Source organism: Leisingera sp. S2M4 (assembly GCF_055398055.1).
The window spans coordinates 1,216,586-1,231,857 of record NZ_AP040861.1 but is presented as its reverse complement, the minus strand read 5'-3'; the positions used below and the strand labels follow the sequence as shown (position 1 = coordinate 1,231,857).

The following is a 15,272-nucleotide window of genomic DNA, read 5'->3' as shown; positions in this document are numbered from 1 at the left end:
ACGACCCGCCGGAAAGCAACGCTGTCCCTCATCCCCCCTGCCGGAGCCGACCGACCTGTCGCAGCGCTCGACTCAGCCGCGGCGGTGCGGTTCGGTCCAGTCGATGTCCGGGCCGACGGGCACAATGCGATGCGGATTGATCGTATCGTGGCTGTAATAGTAGTGGCGGGTGATATGCGGCATGTTCACCGTCTGCGCAACGCCCGGCCATTGATACAGTTCGCGGGTATAGGCCCAGAGGTTGGGATAATCCTTCAGCATCCGGCGATTGCATTTGAAATGACCGTGATAGACGGGGTCGAACCGCAGCAAGGTCGTGAACAGGCGCCAATCGGCCTCGGTCAGCTGGTCTCCCAGCAGGTAGCGGTGTTGCGACAACAGATCCTCGAGCCAGTCCAGACTGTCGAACAGCGGCCCGACTGCGGCGTCGTAGGCCTCTTGCGATGTTGCAAACCCGCATTTGTAGACGCCGTTGTTGATGGTAGAGTAGATGCGGCTGTTTACCGCCTCGATCGGCTCGCGCAGGGCTTCCGGCCAGAAGTCTTCCTGGTTGCCGGTGATGCCGTCGAAGGCGGAGTTGAACATGCGGATGATTTCGGCGCTTTCGTTCGACACGATGGTGTTGCGGGCCTTGTCCCACAGCACCGGCACTGTCACGCGGCCGGAATATTGCGGGTCGGCACGGGTATAGATCTGGTGCAGATGCGTGAAACCAAAAAGGTCATCTCCGGTGGCGCCGTGATCGTCCGTTGCAAAGGTCCAGCCTTCGCCGAGCATGTCGGGATGCACCGCGGATACGGAAATGTGCTCCTCCAGGCCCTTCAGCTTGCGGAAAATCAGCGTGCGATGCGCCCACGGGCAGGCAAAGGAGACATAGAGGTGATAGCGCCCGCTTTCGGCAGCAAAGCCGCTGTCGCCGGTGGGGCCGGCACTGCCATCAGCGGTGATCCAGTTGCGGAATTGCGATTCGCTGCGTTGGAACGCGCCGCCCGTGGATTTCGTGTCATACCACTGGTCGTGCCATTCGCCGTCGATCAAAAGCCCCATGTCGCGCTCCTTCATTCCTGTACCACTGCAACATAGGGGCGCACGTGCAGGGTGAATATCCTGTGCCGCGCACGCGCGCTCTGCATCACCGCACAGCGGCAACAACTCGGAGGTGGCGTCAAATTTCCACAAATGTTCACTTGATTTTATTTCTTTGAGACGCACCGTTGCAAAGAGGGATGTGAAGATCCGCCCGCAAATGGAAGGTTGCCAGAGATGAACACCTATGTACCCAAGGCCGTGCAGGAAGCACTGGACTCCGCCCGTCTGCGCGGTTTGCGCAAGAAAAGCCGCCTGCGGGTCATGGCGGGTGAGGATCTGGTTCCGGTGCTGCGGCTGTGGAAGACCGGCTTCTCGGTGGATGCCGAAACCGCGCCCCAGCTGCGCGGACTGGTCGACATCTACGAGGGCGCGCGCCACCTGTCGCAGTGCCTGATCATCGCTGGCGAAGAGGAGGGCGGCGAGATGCGCTATGAGTTCAAGCGTTCTACGCCCGCATCCGACACTGCGCCTCTCGATTTCTACAAGTCACCCGATGCGCCTGCGGGGCTGATCCCGTTGGACCAGTCGCTGGGCAAGATCTGATCCGCAGCGTGTCGGCGGGGGCGTTCAGGGGCGGATTTCCACTTCGGTTCCGATCGCTGCCAGCCGCCACAGGATCTCCATCTGCTCGTTGCTGACCGCGATGCAGCCCGCCGTCCAGTCGCCGGGCAGGGTGATCAGGCTGCCCACTGCGTTTGGCTGTCCATGGATGAAGATGTCGCCGCCGGGGCTGACACCGGCGGCGCGGGCGCGGGCACGGTCCTCAGCCCTGGGATAATCGATGCCAAGTGACAGGTGATAGGCGCTGGCCGGGTTGCGCCGGTCGATACGGAAAAGGCCCTCGGGCGTTTTACCGTCGCCTTCCTGCTGTTTGTTGCCGATGGGCTGAAAGCCAAGCGCGATGGGGAATTCCAGCACGGTTTCGCCGCCACGGCTGGCGGTCAGCCGACGGGCGGATTTTTCGATCAGGATGCGATCGATCTGCTCCACTGCCGCCACCGGCGGCGGCAGCGGGCGCGGCGCCAGCGCCTGCCAGGCGACCCAGGCCAGGGTCGCCAGAAGCGCCAGCGCCAGCAGCCGCCGCATGGCTACTGCAGATCCGAGAAGGCCTGCGCCAGACGCTGGCAGGCGTCCTCCACCCGGGCGCGCTGGGTGCCGAGGTTGAAGCGCAGGAAGTTTTCGCCGCCGGTGCCGAAGGTGGTGCCGTGGTTGACCGCGATCCGGGCCTGCTGCTCGACCCGGTTGGTGAACTCCGCCCGCGACATCCCGGTGCCGGAGAAATCGACCCAGGCAAGATAGGTCGCTTGCAGCGGCATTGACCGCAGCCCCGGAATGGCGGCGATGGCTTCGTCGAACACCCGGCGGTTGCCCTCGAGATAGGCCAGCAGCCCGTCGACCCATTCGGCCCCCTCGGGGGAATAGGCGGCGGCGGTGGTGAACTGGCCGATGGAGTTGGGCGCCAGCGACAGCGCCTGCATGCGCTTGGCGAAACGGCCGCGCAGCTCCGGGTCGGGAATGATGACCTGCCCGGTGTGCAGCCCGGCGATGTTGAAGGTCTTGGACGGGGCCGTCAGCATCAGCAGCCGGTCGGTGATGTCCGGCACTGCCACCTGCATCGGCACATGGGTATGGCCGGAGTACACAAGATCATGGTGGATCTCGTCCGACAGCAGCAGCAGGTCGTGGCGCTTGGCAAAATCGGCCACCGCCTGCAGCTCCGCGCGGGTCCAGACCCGGCCGCCCGGATTGTGCGGTGAGCACAGGATCACCATCTTTTCCTTGCCGGTCATCTGCGCGTCATAGGCGTCAAAATCCATCTCGTAGAGGCCGTCGTTGTTGACCAGCGGGCATTCCACCAGCTCGCGCCCGGCCGCGCGGATCACCTTGGCAAAGGCATGGTAGACCGGGCTGAACACCACGATGCCGTCCCCCGGCTGGGTGAAGGTGTCAAGGCACATGCCGACGCCGTTGACCAGTCCGGTGGTGGTAAAGATCGCATCTGCCTCGACCGCCCAGTCGTGGCGTGTGCGCATCCACCAGCGGATTGCGTCCTTGTAGGGGGTATCTGCGTTCACATAGCCAAAGATGCCGTGGTCCACCATCTCCTGAACCTTGGCAAGCACCGGCGGTGGCGCGCGGAAGTCGGTGTCGGCGACCCACATGGCCAGCCCGTCGCTGGCGGGCACGCCATAGACCGGCTCCATCATGTCCCATTTCGAGCAATGGGTGCCGTGGCGGTCGATGAGGTCATCAAAGCTCATGTGAAAATACTCCCGTTTCTTTTGCAGCGAGGCTAGCGGCTATCGCGCTGCGCGCAAGGGGCGTTGCGATGCTGCAGGCGATCGCTTACATGAAGCTCATGAAACGACCGATCCTGATCCACCCCGATCCCCGCCTGAAAAAGGTCTGCGTGCCTGTGCCCGATCTCAGCGACGATCTGCGCGCGCTGGCGGATGACATGCTGGAAACCATGTACGCCGCGCCCGGCATTGGCCTGGCGGCGCCGCAGATTGGCATCCTGCAACGGCTGATCGTGCTGGATTGCGTCAAGGAAGAGGATGGCGACCCGCGTCCCCTGGTGATGTTCAACCCCCAGATCCTGTCGTCGTCGGATGAAACCAACGTCTACGAGGAAGGCTGCCTGTCGATTCCGGACCAGTATGCCGAGGTGACCCGCCCCAAGGTGGTCGAGGTCGAATGGATGGACCGCGACGGCAATGCGCAGCGCGAGACCTTTGACGGGCTCTGGGCCACCTGTGTGCAGCATGAGATCGACCATCTGAACGGCAAGCTGTTCATCGATTATCTGAAGCCGCTGAAGCGCCAGATGATCACCCGCAAGATGCAGAAGCTGAAGCGCGAACGCGCTCGCGCCTGAAGGATGAGCCACAGATGACCGTTCGCACCTGCCTGCCCTGGCCTGACAAGCGCCTGCGCACCCGCGCCGAGGAGGTGACGGAGATCACCGACGAGATCCGCGCCATCTGGGACGACATGATCGACACGATGGAGGCCATGCCCGGCGTCGGTCTGGCGGCGCCGCAGATCGGCGTGATGCTGCGGCTGGCGGTGGTCGACGGCTCCTCCGAGCGCGGCCGCGCTGTGCGGCTGGCCAACCCCGAGGTGCTGCATGCTTCGGTCGAGCTGCGCGAGCATGAAGAAGCCAGCCCCAACCTGCCGGGCGTGTCGGCCAAGATCAAACGGCCCCGCGCGGTCACCGTGCAGTTCCTGAACGCTCAAGGCGAGACCGAGCAGCGCGATTTCGTCGGCATCGAGGCGACCTCGGTGCAGCACCAGATCGATCATCTGAACGGCAAGCTGTATTTCGACCGGCTGAGCAAGGTGAAGCGCGATATGCTGATCCGCAAGGCAAAGAAACTGAACGGCTGATATTCTGAGCCGCCCGGCAGCCCGGGCCGCGCCGACCCGCCCCTTGGGGCGGCGCAGCTCTTTGTGCTCAACAGCGGGACATTGACGGAAGCAGGAGCACGATATGCGCGTTATCTTCATGGGAACACCCGAGTTTTCGGTGCCGGTGCTGGATGCGCTGGTGGATGCAGGACATGATATTGCCGCCGTTTACTGCCAGCCGCCGCGTCCGGCGGGTCGCGGCAAGAAGGACCGGCCTACACCCGTGCACGCCCGCGCTGCCGAGCTGGGGCTGGAGGTGCGCCATCCGATGTCGCTCAAGGGCGCGCAGGAGCAGGCCGACTTCGCAGCGCTGCAGGCGGATGTGGCAGTCGTGGTGGCCTATGGGCTGATCCTGCCGCAGGCAGTGCTGGATGCGCCTGCAAAGGGGTGTCTGAACATCCATGCAAGCCTGCTGCCGCGCTGGCGCGGGGCCGCGCCGATCCACCGGGCGATCATGGCTGGCGACGCGGAAACCGGCATCTGCATCATGCAGATGGAGGCGGGGCTGGACACTGGCCCGGTGCTGCTGCGCGAGACCACGGCAATCAAGGAGCAGGAAACCACCGCCCAGCTGCACGACCGGCTGTCGCAGATGGGCGCTGCTCTGATTGTCCAGGCGCTGGAGCGCCTGCCGGAGCTGACATCTGAGGTGCAGCCCGAGGTCGGCGTCACTTACGCTGCCAAGATCGACAAGGGCGAGGCGCAGATCGACTGGTCCCGTCCGGCGGCGGAGGTCGACCGCAAGATCCGCGGACTGTCGCCCTTTCCCGGTGCCTGGTGCGAGATTGGCGGCCAGCGGGTGAAACTGCTGGCATCACGACTGGCGCAGGCGCAGGGCACCCCGGGTGAGGTGCTGGATGATGCGCTGACCGTGGCCTGCGGCGAGGGCGCGGTACAGCTGCTGCGCTTGCAACGGGCAGGCAAAAGCGCGCAGGATCCAGATGTGTTTCTGCGCGGCTTCCCCGTTCCAAAGGGGAGCCGCCTCTAGGATCGACCGCGAGAGGGGCAATGCCGATACTGGGTCTGTTGATTATCGGGGCGTTGGTCGGCTTTGCGGCCCACCGCATGATGCATCTGCAAACGAGCATGGTGAAGGCGATCTGCCTTGGCATGGTTGGCGCGGTGCTGGGGGGACTGCTTCTCCGGCTGGTCCTTGCGGTGCTCGGTGTGCTGGCGGGTGTTTTCGGGGCTTTCCTCGGCGCGTTGGCCGTTATCTGGCTGTGGCAGCGATATCAGATGAGGTAGCTTGTCCTCCACCTGCGGCGGCCTCCGCCCGGGCGGCGGCGCTTCAGGCGGTTGCGCAGGCAGGGAAAAGGGAAGGACGGGAACGTTGGAGATGCCAGCAGGCCTTCGCCAGACAGATGCGCCCAAAGTGGTGGTCGTGACCACGATGAAGGACGAGGGCGCCTATATCCTGGATTGGATCTGTCACTACAAGGCACTTGGGGTCGAGGATTTCCTGGTTTTCACCAATGACTGCTCGGACCCGACCGATCACATCTTGCGCTGTCTGCACCGCCTCGGAGTGGTCGAACACCGCTTCAACCGGGTGATGCGCCGGGGGCCGCACAAGAGCGCGCTGATGTGGGCGGAGTACGAACCGAAAGTTGCAGCCGCCGACTGGGTGCTGGTCATCGATGTGGATGAGTATCTGCAGATCAACAACGGTGCCGACAGCCTGCCGGAGCTGCTGGCCACACGGCAAGCTGCCGGAGCCGACGCCGTGTCCTTTGTCTGGCGGGTGTTCGGGAACGCCGGTGTGCAAGAGGTTAATCACGGCCCGGTGCCGCAGGCGTTTGTCCGCGCTGAACCGGCCCACGGCGGTGCCGAGGACTATCGGGCGTTCAAGACCGCGTTTCGCAACAATGGCAAATTTGAGCGCATGGGAGTGCACCGCCCGTTTCTCGCCGTCCCCGCGGGCCAGGTGAACTGGCAACTGGCCGATGGCACCCGTCTGACAGAGGAAGGTGTTGCGGAGGGGCTCTATGCCGGTGGCGAATACGGCTATGAGGTCGCCCAGCTCAACCACTATGCACTCCGTTCCCGCGACGGATTTTTGCTCAAGAGGGCGCGCGGTCGCGCCAATCATGTCTCGGCCACGATCGAGCACGACTACTGGCACAGGTTTGATCGCAACGAAGTGGAAGATCGTCGTCTGGCCGACGGTTTCGCTCCGGCCCTGGCCATCAAGGCGGAGCTGCTACGGGATGCGAAGTTGCGCGAGTATCACGATGCGGCACAGGTCTGGCATCGCCGCCGCGGGCGCAAGGCGCGGCTCAGTGCTGAGGGGCAAGCCTTTCTTCAGCGGTTGGAGACGGGGCAGAACACCGATTAAGCTGACAGGTGCTTGGGGGCGTTTGTCGATGTCAGCTGCGCGGGGGGCGGCTTTTGTAGACGGGCAAGTGCCAGCCGAACAGGATTGATCCCGCCCGCAGGCTCCAGCAGACGGCGGCGCAGATCAGAAGCGCGTGGCGCAGCTCCAGCCCCAGCCAGATCCCCAGAACCGCGGAGGAGGCCCCGGCCATGGCGCAGGTGATGTATAATTCGCCCTGTTTCAGGACCAGGGGAACCTCGTTGCAGACAACATCGCGCATCAGCCCGCCAAGAGATCCGGTCGCCATGCCCATCAGCACCACGATCACCGGCTCCTTGCCGAGCGCAATCGCGGCCCCGGTGCCGGCGGGAACGGCGACGGCCAGTGCGAAACTGTCCAGCCAGATCACCCAGCGCATGCGGCTTTCCACCAGATGCGCGGTGAAAAACACCGCCACCGCCGCCGCCGTTGCCAGCAGGATGTAATTGGGATCGCCCACCCAGAAGACCGGATCGCGATTGAGGAGCAAATCGCGCACGGTGCCACCACCCACCGCGGTGAGGCAGGCCACGAAGGCAAAGCCGACGATATCCAGCTGTGCCCGGCTGGCGACCAGGGCGCCGGTCAGAGCAAAAACCAGCACCGAGGCGTAATCCAGCAGGGTCAGAAAGCTCATGCGGGCTTCTTTTTCTTGAACGGAGCCATGCCAGCGCGGGCCAGCTCATCGGCGCGTTCGTTTTCGGGGTGGCCAGCGTGGCCCTTCACCCATTCCCAGGTCACCTTGTGGCGGCGCTGGGCCTCGTCGAGTCGCTGCCACAGCTCGACGTTCTTCACCGGCTTCTTGGCCGAGGTCTTCCAGCCGTTTCTCTTCCAGCCGTGGATCCAGCCCGTGACACCGTTTTTCACATAGGCGGAGTCCGTCACCACCGTGATCGTGGACGGCCGTGCAAGGCTTTCCAGCGCGTTGATGGCTGCCAGCAGTTCCATTCTGTTGTTGGTGGTCTCCGGCTCGCCGCCGCTGAGTTCCTTTTCCTTGACGATGGTGTCACCATCCATGGCACGCAGCAGCACGCCCCAGCCGCCGGGGCCGGGATTGCCGGAGCAGGCGCCATCGGTGTAGGCAAAGAGCTCAGCCATGGGCGGTCACCACGATCTGCAAGGTGGCAGTGCTGGCAAAGACTGCGCCTGTAAAGCGGCAAGGGCTACCCTGCTGACATCCTGCCTGTTCGATCAATTGCACCAGTCGTACCTCGAATTCTTTGGTCTCATTGCGCGCCGGAGGGCGGGCTTAACCTTGGGTGCCGAGCGTGGCAAGTGCAAATCCGCCCGGCGAATTCTGCATGAAGCGTCGCTGCCTGTACTTGCCCGCCGTGCGGTTCAGGCGGGCATCCGCAGCACGCGTGGCACCTTGAACTCAACAGTTTCCACCGCGGTTTCGACCACTTCGACCGTCACATCGTAACGGGCACGGAAGGCGTCGATGACCTCGTTCACCAGCAGTTCCGGTGCCGAGGCGCCAGCGGTGATGGCGATGGAGCGGATCCCGTCCAGAGCGCGCCAGTCAATGTTTTCGGCGCGCTGCACCAGTTGGGCGTAGGCGCAGCCGTTCTTGGCGCCAACCTCGACCAGTCGGCGCGAGTTGGACGAGTTCGGCGCGCCCACCACCAGCAGCGCATCGGATTTCGGCGCCACCGATTTCACCGCTTGCTGACGGTTGGTGGTGGCATAGCAGATGTCTTCCTTGTGCGGGCCGATGATATTCGGAAACCGGGCTTCCAGCGCGGCAACGATATCGTTGGTGTCATCGACCGACAGGGTCGTTTGGGTGACATAGGCCAGCTGATCGGGATCGCGCACCTCAACGGTGGCCACGTCCTCGACCGTTTCGACCAGAAGCACCTCACCTTCGGGCAGCTGGCCCATGGTGCCGATGGTTTCTGGGTGGCCCTTGTGGCCGATCATGATCATCTGCAGGCCCGCCTCAGCATGGCGCTGGGCTTCGATATGAACCTTGGAGACCAGCGGGCAGGTGGCGTCCACATAGACCATCTTGCGCGCTTCGGCCGCGGCCGGCACCGATTTCGGCACCCCATGGGCGGAAAAGATCACCGGGCGGTCATCGGGGCATTCATCCAGTTCCTCGACAAAAATGGCGCCTTTGTCGCGCAAGGAATCCACCACGTATTTGTTGTGCACGATCTCGTGGCGCACGTAGACGGGGGCGCCCCATTTCTCGATCGCCATTTCGACAATCTTGATGGCACGGTCGACACCGGCGCAGAAACCGCGCGGCGCAGCGAGGTAAAGGGTCAGGGGTGGCTTGGTCATGGGCGTCTCCTTGCCGCCCAGAGGTAAGCGCTTCCGCGGGCAAGGTCCAGTGGTCGACCGGCGGCCGGTCGCGGAAAGGAAGGGGGCGACGATCTGTCGTCGCTCCCGATCGTGATCCCATAGCAAATGCCCCCGCGTCGCCGCCTCCCCATCTGGCGGCGAAACAGGGCGTTTTGCGTGTCGGGCAATCAGCCGTGGATTGCGCTGGCCGGGCGAGGCTCGCTTTGTTCCCGCGGCGGGCGGCCGATCACGTCGCGCAGTTCTTCCAGCTCGATGAAATTGTCGGCTTGGCGGCGCAGGTCGTCAGAGATCATCGGCGGTTGGCTGCGGATCGTCGAGACCACGGAAACCCGCACACCCTGCCGCTGCAGGCTCGCGATCAACGGGCGGAAGTCCCCGTCGCCGGAGAACAGCACGATATGATCCACCCGCGGTGCCAGCTCCATCGCGTCAACGGTGAGCTCAATGTCCATGTTGCCCTTGACCTTGCGCCGTCCGAGGCTGTCGGTGTATTCCTTGGCCGGCTTGGTGACCATGGTAAACCCGTTGTAGTGCAGCCAATCCACCAGGGGGCGGATCGGGGAATACTCGTCGTTTTCGAGCAAGGCGGTGTAATAAAAGGCCCGCAGCAGTTTTCCGCGGCGCATGAATTCCTGCCGCAACAGCTTATAGTCGATATCGAATCCGAGCGCCTTGGCCGCGGCGTACAGATTCGAACCGTCTATGAACAGCGCAAGCCGTTCGTCCTTGTAAAACATAAAAAATTCCTTCCAGTGTGACCGTTTCGGGCGCGTGTGAGTGGGTGAGTGAAATTGCCGAAACAGGTAGACTTAATGTAAGTTATTTGTCATGTCCCGCAAGTATAGGGGCATTCTGAAATAGGGTCAAAAGTGGCGGAGAATCGTAACAAATCGCTCCTTGCTTTGGGCGGCAATCTGCCGAACGACGGAGAGGCACCGCAGATCACCCTCTCGCGGGCGGTCAGCATGTTGAACGGCGAGGGTATTCGGGTGCGGAGTGTCTCCCGTTTCTTCCGCACGCCGTGCTTTCCGGCCGGGGCTGGTCCCGATTATGTGAACGCGGCGCTTGTCGTCGAAAGTTCCATGGATCCTGAGGCGTTGTTGCAGAGACTGCACGAGGTCGAAGCGCAGTTTGCCCGTGTGCGCGAGCAGCGCTGGGGGATGCGCACGCTGGACCTCGATCTGATTGACTGCGGCGGCGTGGTGCTGCCGGACGCGGACGGATTCGCCCGCTGGCAAGGGTTGCCTCTGGAGCAGCAGATGCAGGAGGCGCCGGGGCAGTTGATCCTGCCGCATCCGCGCATTCAGGATCGTGCCTTCGTGCTGGTTCCGCTCGCGGATATCGCGCCGCAGTGGTGCCACCCGGTGCTGGGCAAGACCGTGATGCAGTTGCTGGCGGAGCTGCCCCAGCATGCGCTGGCCGAAGTGCAACCGCTCTAGCAACCCACTGCGGCGTTTTCCGCCCTTGTCAAGAGAAAGCTTTGGGCGTAAATGTCTGCCCTCTGGACCCGGATTGAGATGGAGAGTCGCTGATGGCCCGCGTGACGGTTGAAGATTGCGTCGACAAGGTACCCAACCGCTTTGAGCTGGTGATGCTGGCAGCGCATCGCGCTCGCGAGATTTCGGCAGGTGCCCCGATCACCGTTGAACGCGACAACGACAAGAACCCGGTCGTGTCCCTGCGCGAGATCGCGGAAGAGACCCAGAGTGCAGACGAACTGCGCGAGCGCCTGATCGAGAGCAACCAGACCCAGATCGAGGTCGATGAGCCGGAAGATGATTCCATGGCGCTGCTGATGGGTGCCGACAATGACAAGCCCGCCGACGATGACATGTCGGAAGAGAAACTGCTGCGTGCGCTGATGGAGGCCCAGGGCCAGGGCTGAGGCACGCGCTCGCATACTTGAGGCTGCGGACCAGACATGATTTCTTCCGACGACCTGCTTGAACTGGTCCGCAACTACAACCCGAAGACCAATGTGGATCGGATCGCCGAAGCCTACAAGTTCGGCGAGGAGATGCATGCCGGGCAGTACCGCCACTCGGGCGAGCCCTACTTCACGCATCCGGTCGCGGTCGCCGCGATCCTGACCGAGCAGCGGTTGGATGATGCCACCATCATCACCGCGCTTCTGCACGACACCATCGAGGACACCAAGGCTTCCTACGAGGAAGTCGCGCGCCGTTTCGGCGACGAGGTGGCGATGCTGGTCGATGGCGTCACCAAGCTGACCAACCTGCAACTCAGCAGCCGTGAAACCAAGCAGGCGGAGAACTTCCGCAAGCTGTTCATGGCAATGTCCAAGGATCTGCGGGTGATCCTGGTCAAGCTCGCCGACCGCCTGCACAACATGCGCACCATCAAGGCGATGCGGCCCGAGAAGCAGGCCCAGAAGGCGCGCGAGACGATGGATATCTACGCGCCACTGGCAGGCCGCATGGGCATGCAGTGGATGCGCGAGGAGCTGGAAGATCTGGCGTTCCGGGTGCTGAACCCCGAAGGCCGCCAGTCGATCATCCGCCGCTTCGTCACCCTGCAGCGCGAAACCGGCGATGTGATTCACCGGATCACCGGCGACATGCGGCTGGAGCTGGAGAAGGCCGGGATCGAGGCCGAGGTGTTTGGTCGCGCCAAGAAACCCTATTCGATCTGGCGCAAGATGCAGGCCAAGGATCAGGGGTTTTCCCGGCTGTCGGATATTTACGGCTTCCGCGTGATCACCACCTCCGAGGAAGATGCCTATCGCGCGCTGGGGGCCATCCACCAGCGCTGGCGGGCCGTGCCGGGGCGCTTCAAGGACTATATCAGCCAGCCCAAGTCCAACGGCTACCGCTCTATCCATACGACGGTGTCGGGCCGCGATGGCAAACGGGTCGAGGTGCAGATCCGCACCCGTCAGATGCACGACGTGGCGGAGACGGGTGTTGCGGCGCATTGGTCCTACCGCGACGGCGTGCGCTCGGAGAACCCTTTTGCAGTGGACCCGGCCAAATGGATCGCCTCGCTGACCGAACAGTTCGACGCTGAGGATGATCATGACGAGTTTCTCGAGGCTGTTAAGCTCGAGATGTATTCCGACCAGGTGTTCTGCTTTACGCCCAAGGGGGACGTGATCAAGCTGCCCAAGGGGGCGACGCCGATCGACTTCGCCTATGCGATCCACACACGCATCGGCCATGCCTGTGTCGGTGCCAAGGTGGACGGCATCCGGGTGCCGCTGTGGACCCGGCTGCGCAACGGCCAGTCGGTCGACGTGATCACCGCCGAAGGGCAGATGCCGCAGGCCAGCTGGTTGGAAATCGCCACCACCGGCAAGGCCCGCACCGCCATCCGCAGGGCCCTGCGCGAGGCTGACAGGGCGCGCTTTGTGAAACTGGGCCATGAGCTGGCACGGTCGGCCTTTGAACATGTCGGCAAGAAAGCCACCGACAAGGCGCTGGAGACTGCGGCCCGCGCGCTGCGTGTCGGCAGTGTCGACGAATTGCTGGCCCGCCTGGGGGCAGCCGTCATCACGGCCCATGATGTGGTGCAGTCGGTGTACCCTGAGCTGACCACCGGCGACGGCGACGAAATCTCGCCGCGCCGCGCGGTGATCGGGCTGGAGCCGGGGCAGAGCTTCGAGCGTGCCACCTGTTGCCAGCCTTTGCCGGGCGAACGCATCATCGGCATCACCTACCGTGGCCGCGGCGTGGTGGTGCATGCTGCTGACTGCGACCGGCTGAGCGAATTTGAGGACCAGCCCGAGCGCTGGATGGACGTGCATTGGCACAGCGGTACGCACCCTGCCGTCTACGGGGTGACGCTGGAGCTGACCATCGGCAATGACGCGGGCGTGCTGGGGCGCATTTGCACATTGATCGGCGAGAAAAAGGCCAATATCTCGGATCTGGAATTTGTTGACAGGAAACCAGACTTTTACCGGCTTATGGTCAATGTGGAACTGCGGGATGTGGAACAGTTGCACTCGCTGATGCTGACGCTCGAGGCGGAAAGCGATGTTGCCGCGGTGGCGCGGTTCCGGGACAAGCCGGAAGAGCGCCTGATCCCGTGACCAGCCGCTGACCCTCTGAGCCGGAAACCGGGAAGGACGCGCAACTTTGGTATTCAGGCGCCGGGACAGACGTTCGCCCCTGCGGGCGCTGGCGGATTTTCTCTGGCCGCGCGGCGGCTGGGGCCGGGCGTTCCTGTATGTCAAACACAGGGTGCGGCGTCTGCCCGATTCTCCCGAGCGCATCGCCCGCGGTATCTGGGCAGGTGTCTTTACCACGTTCACCCCCTTTTACGGCATACACTTCGTGATCGCGGCGCTGATCGCGCGGATGTGCAACGGCAACATCCTTGCAGCGCTCAGCGGCACGTTTTTCGGCAATCCGCTGACCTATGTTCCGATCGGGGTCGCCTCGCTTCAGACCGGTCATTGGTTGCTGGGGACCGAGTTCGATGAAGACGTCGACAAGTCTCTTGTGGGCAAATTCCTCGCGGCTGGCGGTGACTTGAAAGACAACCTCTTTGCGCTGTTCATGGATCAACCCGCCGACTGGAAGGGGTTGCATCTCTTCTACAACGAGGTGTTTTATCCCTACATGATCGGCGGCATCATCCCCGGCATCATTTGCGCCACGGTCTGCTACTATCTCAGCCTGCCGGTGATCCGGGTCTACCAGCAGCGCCGCAGGGCCAAGATCAAGGCCAAGTTCGACGCCATCAAGCAGCGCGCGGAGTTGCCTGCCAAGCGCTGAAGCGCGCGCCGGATTGTACCATTATCGCCTGCGCCCTTGCTCTTGCCGGTGGGGCGTCTAGTCTCTGCGCAAATGTTGTGACTTAGACGGATGAGAGATTTCTCATGACACAGAACCAATTGCGCCTGGGCGTGAACATCGACCATGTCGCCACCGTGCGTAACGCCCGTGGTGGCGCCTATCCGGATCCGATCCGCGCGGCGAAACTGGCCGAGGAGGCGGGCGCCGACGGCATCACCGCGCACCTGCGCGAAGACCGCCGCCACATCACGGATGCCGACATCGATGGGCTGATGGAAGCGCTGAGCGTTCCCTTGAATTTCGAGATGGCGGCCACCGACGAGATGCAGAAGATCGCGCTGCGGCACAAGCCGCATGCGGTCTGTATCGTGCCCGAAAAGCGCGAGGAGCGGACCACAGAGGGCGGTCTGGAAGTGGCGCGCGAGGAAAACCGCCTGGCCCATTTCATTGCGCCGCTGCGGGATGCGGGCTGCCGGGTGTCGATCTTCATCGCCGCGGACAAGAAGCAGATCGAGGCGGCCCACCGTATCGGTGCCGAGGTGATCGAGCTGCACACGGGCGCCTATTGCGACTATCACGCCGAAGGCAACTTCGAGGCGCGCGACCGTGAGCTGGAGGCCCTGCGCGACATGTCCGCCTATGCCCATTCCCTGGGGCTGGAGGTCCATGCGGGACATGGCCTCACCTATGACACCGTCGCTCCGATTGCCGCTTTCCCCGAGGTGCGCGAGTTGAACATTGGCCACTTCCTGATCGGCGAGGCGATTTTCCGCGGGCTCACCCCGGCGGTGCAGGAGATGCGCCGCCTGATGGATGACGCGCGGGCCTGACATGGCCGGGGCGCTCTGTGACGTGATGGCCGACTGGAGGTACGGATGATTCTGGGCGTCGGAACCGATCTTGCCAACATCGAGCGGATCCAGCGTACGCTGGACCGCTTCGGAGATCGCTTCCGCAACCGCCTGTTCACCGAGGTCGAGCAGCGCAAGGCCGAGCGTCGGCGCGATGTGGCGGGCACCTACGCCAAACGTTGGGCCGCCAAGGAAGCTTGCTCCAAGGCGCTGGGAACCGGCCTGCGCATGGGGATCTCGTGGAAGGACATGGCGGTGTCGAACCTGCGCACCGGCCAGCCTGTCATGCATGTAACCGGCTGGGCCGCCGAGCGCCTGCGCGAGATGACGCCCCCGGGCCATGAGGCGGTGATTCATGTCACCCTGACCGACGATCATCCTTGGGCCCAGGCCTTCGTGGTGATCGAAGCCCGTCCGCTGGTCGAAAGCGCCGATTCTCCCGGCAGAACTTGACTTGCCCCCGCCGGGGGATCATGTAGCCCCGGACCCTGTATCAAC

At 63.4% G+C, this 15,272-nt stretch carries 19 protein-coding genes; 12 read left to right on the top strand and 7 right to left on the bottom strand.

Annotated features, from left to right (window positions below):
* Window positions 1–72: 72 nt before the first annotated feature.
* The gene (locus ACZ52D_RS06090) at window positions 73–1,047 is read right to left on the bottom strand and encodes a glutathione S-transferase family protein (RefSeq protein ID WP_464443118.1); all 975 of its coding nucleotides are present in this window, start codon (window positions 1,045–1,047) and stop codon (window positions 73–75) included.
* 216 nt (window positions 1,048–1,263) lie between these two features.
* Here ACZ52D_RS06090 and ACZ52D_RS06085 point away from each other — a divergent pair, with 216 nt between their 5' ends.
* Window positions 1,264–1,632: a hypothetical protein gene (locus ACZ52D_RS06085; RefSeq protein ID WP_222456186.1), complete on the top strand. Its 369-nt coding sequence runs from the start codon at window positions 1,264–1,266 to the stop codon at window positions 1,630–1,632.
* Between the two features lie 24 nt (window positions 1,633–1,656).
* Here the strand turns inward: ACZ52D_RS06085 and ACZ52D_RS06080 are convergent, their stop codons facing one another.
* Both ACZ52D_RS06080 and ACZ52D_RS06075 read right to left on the bottom strand, forming a co-directional pair.
* Entirely contained in the window at window positions 1,657–2,175 is a 519-nt protein-coding gene (locus ACZ52D_RS06080) for a L,D-transpeptidase family protein (RefSeq protein ID WP_464442849.1), read from the bottom strand.
* 2 nt (window positions 2,176–2,177) lie between these two features.
* Window positions 2,178–3,350, bottom strand: coding sequence for a MalY/PatB family protein (locus ACZ52D_RS06075; RefSeq protein ID WP_464442848.1), 1,173 nt, complete (start codon window positions 3,348–3,350; stop codon window positions 2,178–2,180).
* Window positions 3,351–3,448: 98 nt separating this feature from the next.
* Here ACZ52D_RS06075 and def (ACZ52D_RS06070) point away from each other — a divergent pair, with 98 nt between their 5' ends.
* From def (ACZ52D_RS06070) to ACZ52D_RS06050, 5 genes are all read left to right on the top strand, one after another.
* On the top strand, window positions 3,449–3,967 hold the full coding sequence (def, locus tag ACZ52D_RS06070) for a peptide deformylase (protein ID WP_369924762.1): 519 nt from the start codon (window positions 3,449–3,451) through the stop codon (window positions 3,965–3,967).
* A 14-nt stretch (window positions 3,968–3,981) separates the two neighbouring features.
* The gene (gene def / locus ACZ52D_RS06065; protein WP_464442847.1) at window positions 3,982–4,479 is read left to right on the top strand and encodes a peptide deformylase; all 498 of its coding nucleotides are present in this window, start codon (window positions 3,982–3,984) and stop codon (window positions 4,477–4,479) included.
* Between the two features lie 103 nt (window positions 4,480–4,582).
* A complete protein-coding gene (fmt, locus tag ACZ52D_RS06060) occupies window positions 4,583–5,488 on the top strand; it encodes a methionyl-tRNA formyltransferase (protein ID WP_464442846.1) in 906 nt (301 codons plus the stop codon).
* A gap of 20 nt (window positions 5,489–5,508) precedes the next feature.
* Window positions 5,509–5,745 carry a GlsB/YeaQ/YmgE family stress response membrane protein gene (locus tag ACZ52D_RS06055; protein WP_464442845.1) on the top strand — a complete coding sequence of 79 codons (237 nt, stop codon included), beginning with the start codon at window positions 5,509–5,511 and terminating at the stop codon, window positions 5,743–5,745.
* A 91-nt stretch (window positions 5,746–5,836) separates the two neighbouring features.
* Window positions 5,837–6,835, top strand: coding sequence for a glycosyltransferase family 2 protein (locus ACZ52D_RS06050; RefSeq protein ID WP_464442844.1), 999 nt, complete (start codon window positions 5,837–5,839; stop codon window positions 6,833–6,835).
* A gap of 31 nt (window positions 6,836–6,866) precedes the next feature.
* On the opposite strand, the gene ACZ52D_RS06045 is transcribed toward ACZ52D_RS06050, so the two are convergent.
* The 4 genes from ACZ52D_RS06045 to ACZ52D_RS06030 form a co-directional block, all read right to left on the bottom strand.
* On the bottom strand, window positions 6,867–7,490 hold the full coding sequence (locus ACZ52D_RS06045; protein WP_369924735.1) for a trimeric intracellular cation channel family protein: 624 nt from the start codon (window positions 7,488–7,490) through the stop codon (window positions 6,867–6,869).
* Entirely contained in the window at window positions 7,487–7,951 is a 465-nt protein-coding gene (gene rnhA / locus ACZ52D_RS06040; RefSeq protein ID WP_369924736.1) for a ribonuclease HI, read from the bottom strand. Before rnhA ends, ACZ52D_RS06045 begins: the two co-directional genes overlap by 4 nt.
* A gap of 240 nt (window positions 7,952–8,191) precedes the next feature.
* Window positions 8,192–9,142, bottom strand: a complete 951-nt coding sequence (gene ispH, locus ACZ52D_RS06035; protein ID WP_464442843.1) for a 4-hydroxy-3-methylbut-2-enyl diphosphate reductase — start codon at window positions 9,140–9,142, stop codon at window positions 8,192–8,194.
* 188 nt (window positions 9,143–9,330) lie between these two features.
* Entirely contained in the window at window positions 9,331–9,900 is a 570-nt protein-coding gene (locus tag ACZ52D_RS06030) for a LabA-like NYN domain-containing protein (protein ID WP_464442842.1), read from the bottom strand.
* A gap of 132 nt (window positions 9,901–10,032) precedes the next feature.
* Between ACZ52D_RS06030 and folK the strand changes: the two genes are divergently transcribed.
* The 6 genes from folK to acpS all read left to right on the top strand — a co-directional run bounded on the left by folK (window position 10,033) and on the right by acpS (window position 15,227).
* Window positions 10,033–10,602, top strand: a complete 570-nt coding sequence (gene folK, locus ACZ52D_RS06025) for a 2-amino-4-hydroxy-6-hydroxymethyldihydropteridine diphosphokinase (protein WP_369924739.1) — start codon at window positions 10,033–10,035, stop codon at window positions 10,600–10,602.
* A gap of 92 nt (window positions 10,603–10,694) precedes the next feature.
* The gene (gene rpoZ, locus ACZ52D_RS06020) at window positions 10,695–11,048 is read left to right on the top strand and encodes a DNA-directed RNA polymerase subunit omega (RefSeq protein WP_222456174.1); all 354 of its coding nucleotides are present in this window, start codon (window positions 10,695–10,697) and stop codon (window positions 11,046–11,048) included.
* 36 nt (window positions 11,049–11,084) lie between these two features.
* Complete coding sequence (locus ACZ52D_RS06015; protein ID WP_464442841.1) at window positions 11,085–13,214, top strand: RelA/SpoT family protein; 2,130 nt, start codon at window positions 11,085–11,087, stop codon at window positions 13,212–13,214.
* Window positions 13,215–13,260: 46 nt separating this feature from the next.
* On the top strand, window positions 13,261–13,902 hold the full coding sequence (locus ACZ52D_RS06010; RefSeq protein WP_369924740.1) for a DUF2062 domain-containing protein: 642 nt from the start codon (window positions 13,261–13,263) through the stop codon (window positions 13,900–13,902).
* Window positions 13,903–14,006: 104 nt separating this feature from the next.
* Window positions 14,007–14,753, top strand: a complete 747-nt coding sequence (locus tag ACZ52D_RS06005; protein ID WP_222456171.1) for a pyridoxine 5'-phosphate synthase — start codon at window positions 14,007–14,009, stop codon at window positions 14,751–14,753.
* 45 nt (window positions 14,754–14,798) lie between these two features.
* Window positions 14,799–15,227 carry a holo-ACP synthase gene (acpS, locus tag ACZ52D_RS06000; RefSeq protein ID WP_464442840.1) on the top strand — a complete coding sequence of 143 codons (429 nt, stop codon included), beginning with the start codon at window positions 14,799–14,801 and terminating at the stop codon, window positions 15,225–15,227.
* Window positions 15,228–15,272 lie beyond the last annotated feature (45 nt).

Coding starts and splice junctions, on each gene's coding strand:
- ACZ52D_RS06090 (WP_464443118.1), bottom strand. CDS start 1,047: ATGGGGCTTTTGATCGACGGCGAATGGCACGACCAGTGGTATGACACG.
- ACZ52D_RS06085 (WP_222456186.1), top strand. CDS start 1,264: ATGAACACCTATGTACCCAAGGCCGTGCAGGAAGCACTGGACTCCGCC.
- ACZ52D_RS06080 (WP_464442849.1), bottom strand. CDS start 2,175: ATGCGGCGGCTGCTGGCGCTGGCGCTTCTGGCGACCCTGGCCTGGGTC.
- ACZ52D_RS06075 (WP_464442848.1), bottom strand. CDS start 3,350: ATGAGCTTTGATGACCTCATCGACCGCCACGGCACCCATTGCTCGAAA.
- def (WP_369924762.1), top strand. CDS start 3,449: ATGAAACGACCGATCCTGATCCACCCCGATCCCCGCCTGAAAAAGGTC.
- def (WP_464442847.1), top strand. CDS start 3,982: ATGACCGTTCGCACCTGCCTGCCCTGGCCTGACAAGCGCCTGCGCACC.
- fmt (WP_464442846.1), top strand. CDS start 4,583: ATGCGCGTTATCTTCATGGGAACACCCGAGTTTTCGGTGCCGGTGCTG.
- ACZ52D_RS06055 (WP_464442845.1), top strand. CDS start 5,509: ATGCCGATACTGGGTCTGTTGATTATCGGGGCGTTGGTCGGCTTTGCG.
- ACZ52D_RS06050 (WP_464442844.1), top strand. CDS start 5,837: ATGCCAGCAGGCCTTCGCCAGACAGATGCGCCCAAAGTGGTGGTCGTG.
- ACZ52D_RS06045 (WP_369924735.1), bottom strand. CDS start 7,490: ATGAGCTTTCTGACCCTGCTGGATTACGCCTCGGTGCTGGTTTTTGCT.
- rnhA (WP_369924736.1), bottom strand. CDS start 7,951: ATGGCTGAGCTCTTTGCCTACACCGATGGCGCCTGCTCCGGCAATCCC.
- ispH (WP_464442843.1), bottom strand. CDS start 9,142: ATGACCAAGCCACCCCTGACCCTTTACCTCGCTGCGCCGCGCGGTTTC.
- ACZ52D_RS06030 (WP_464442842.1), bottom strand. CDS start 9,900: ATGTTTTACAAGGACGAACGGCTTGCGCTGTTCATAGACGGTTCGAAT.
- rpoZ (WP_222456174.1), top strand. CDS start 10,695: ATGGCCCGCGTGACGGTTGAAGATTGCGTCGACAAGGTACCCAACCGC.
- ACZ52D_RS06015 (WP_464442841.1), top strand. CDS start 11,085: ATGATTTCTTCCGACGACCTGCTTGAACTGGTCCGCAACTACAACCCG.
- ACZ52D_RS06005 (WP_222456171.1), top strand. CDS start 14,007: ATGACACAGAACCAATTGCGCCTGGGCGTGAACATCGACCATGTCGCC.
- acpS (WP_464442840.1), top strand. CDS start 14,799: ATGATTCTGGGCGTCGGAACCGATCTTGCCAACATCGAGCGGATCCAG.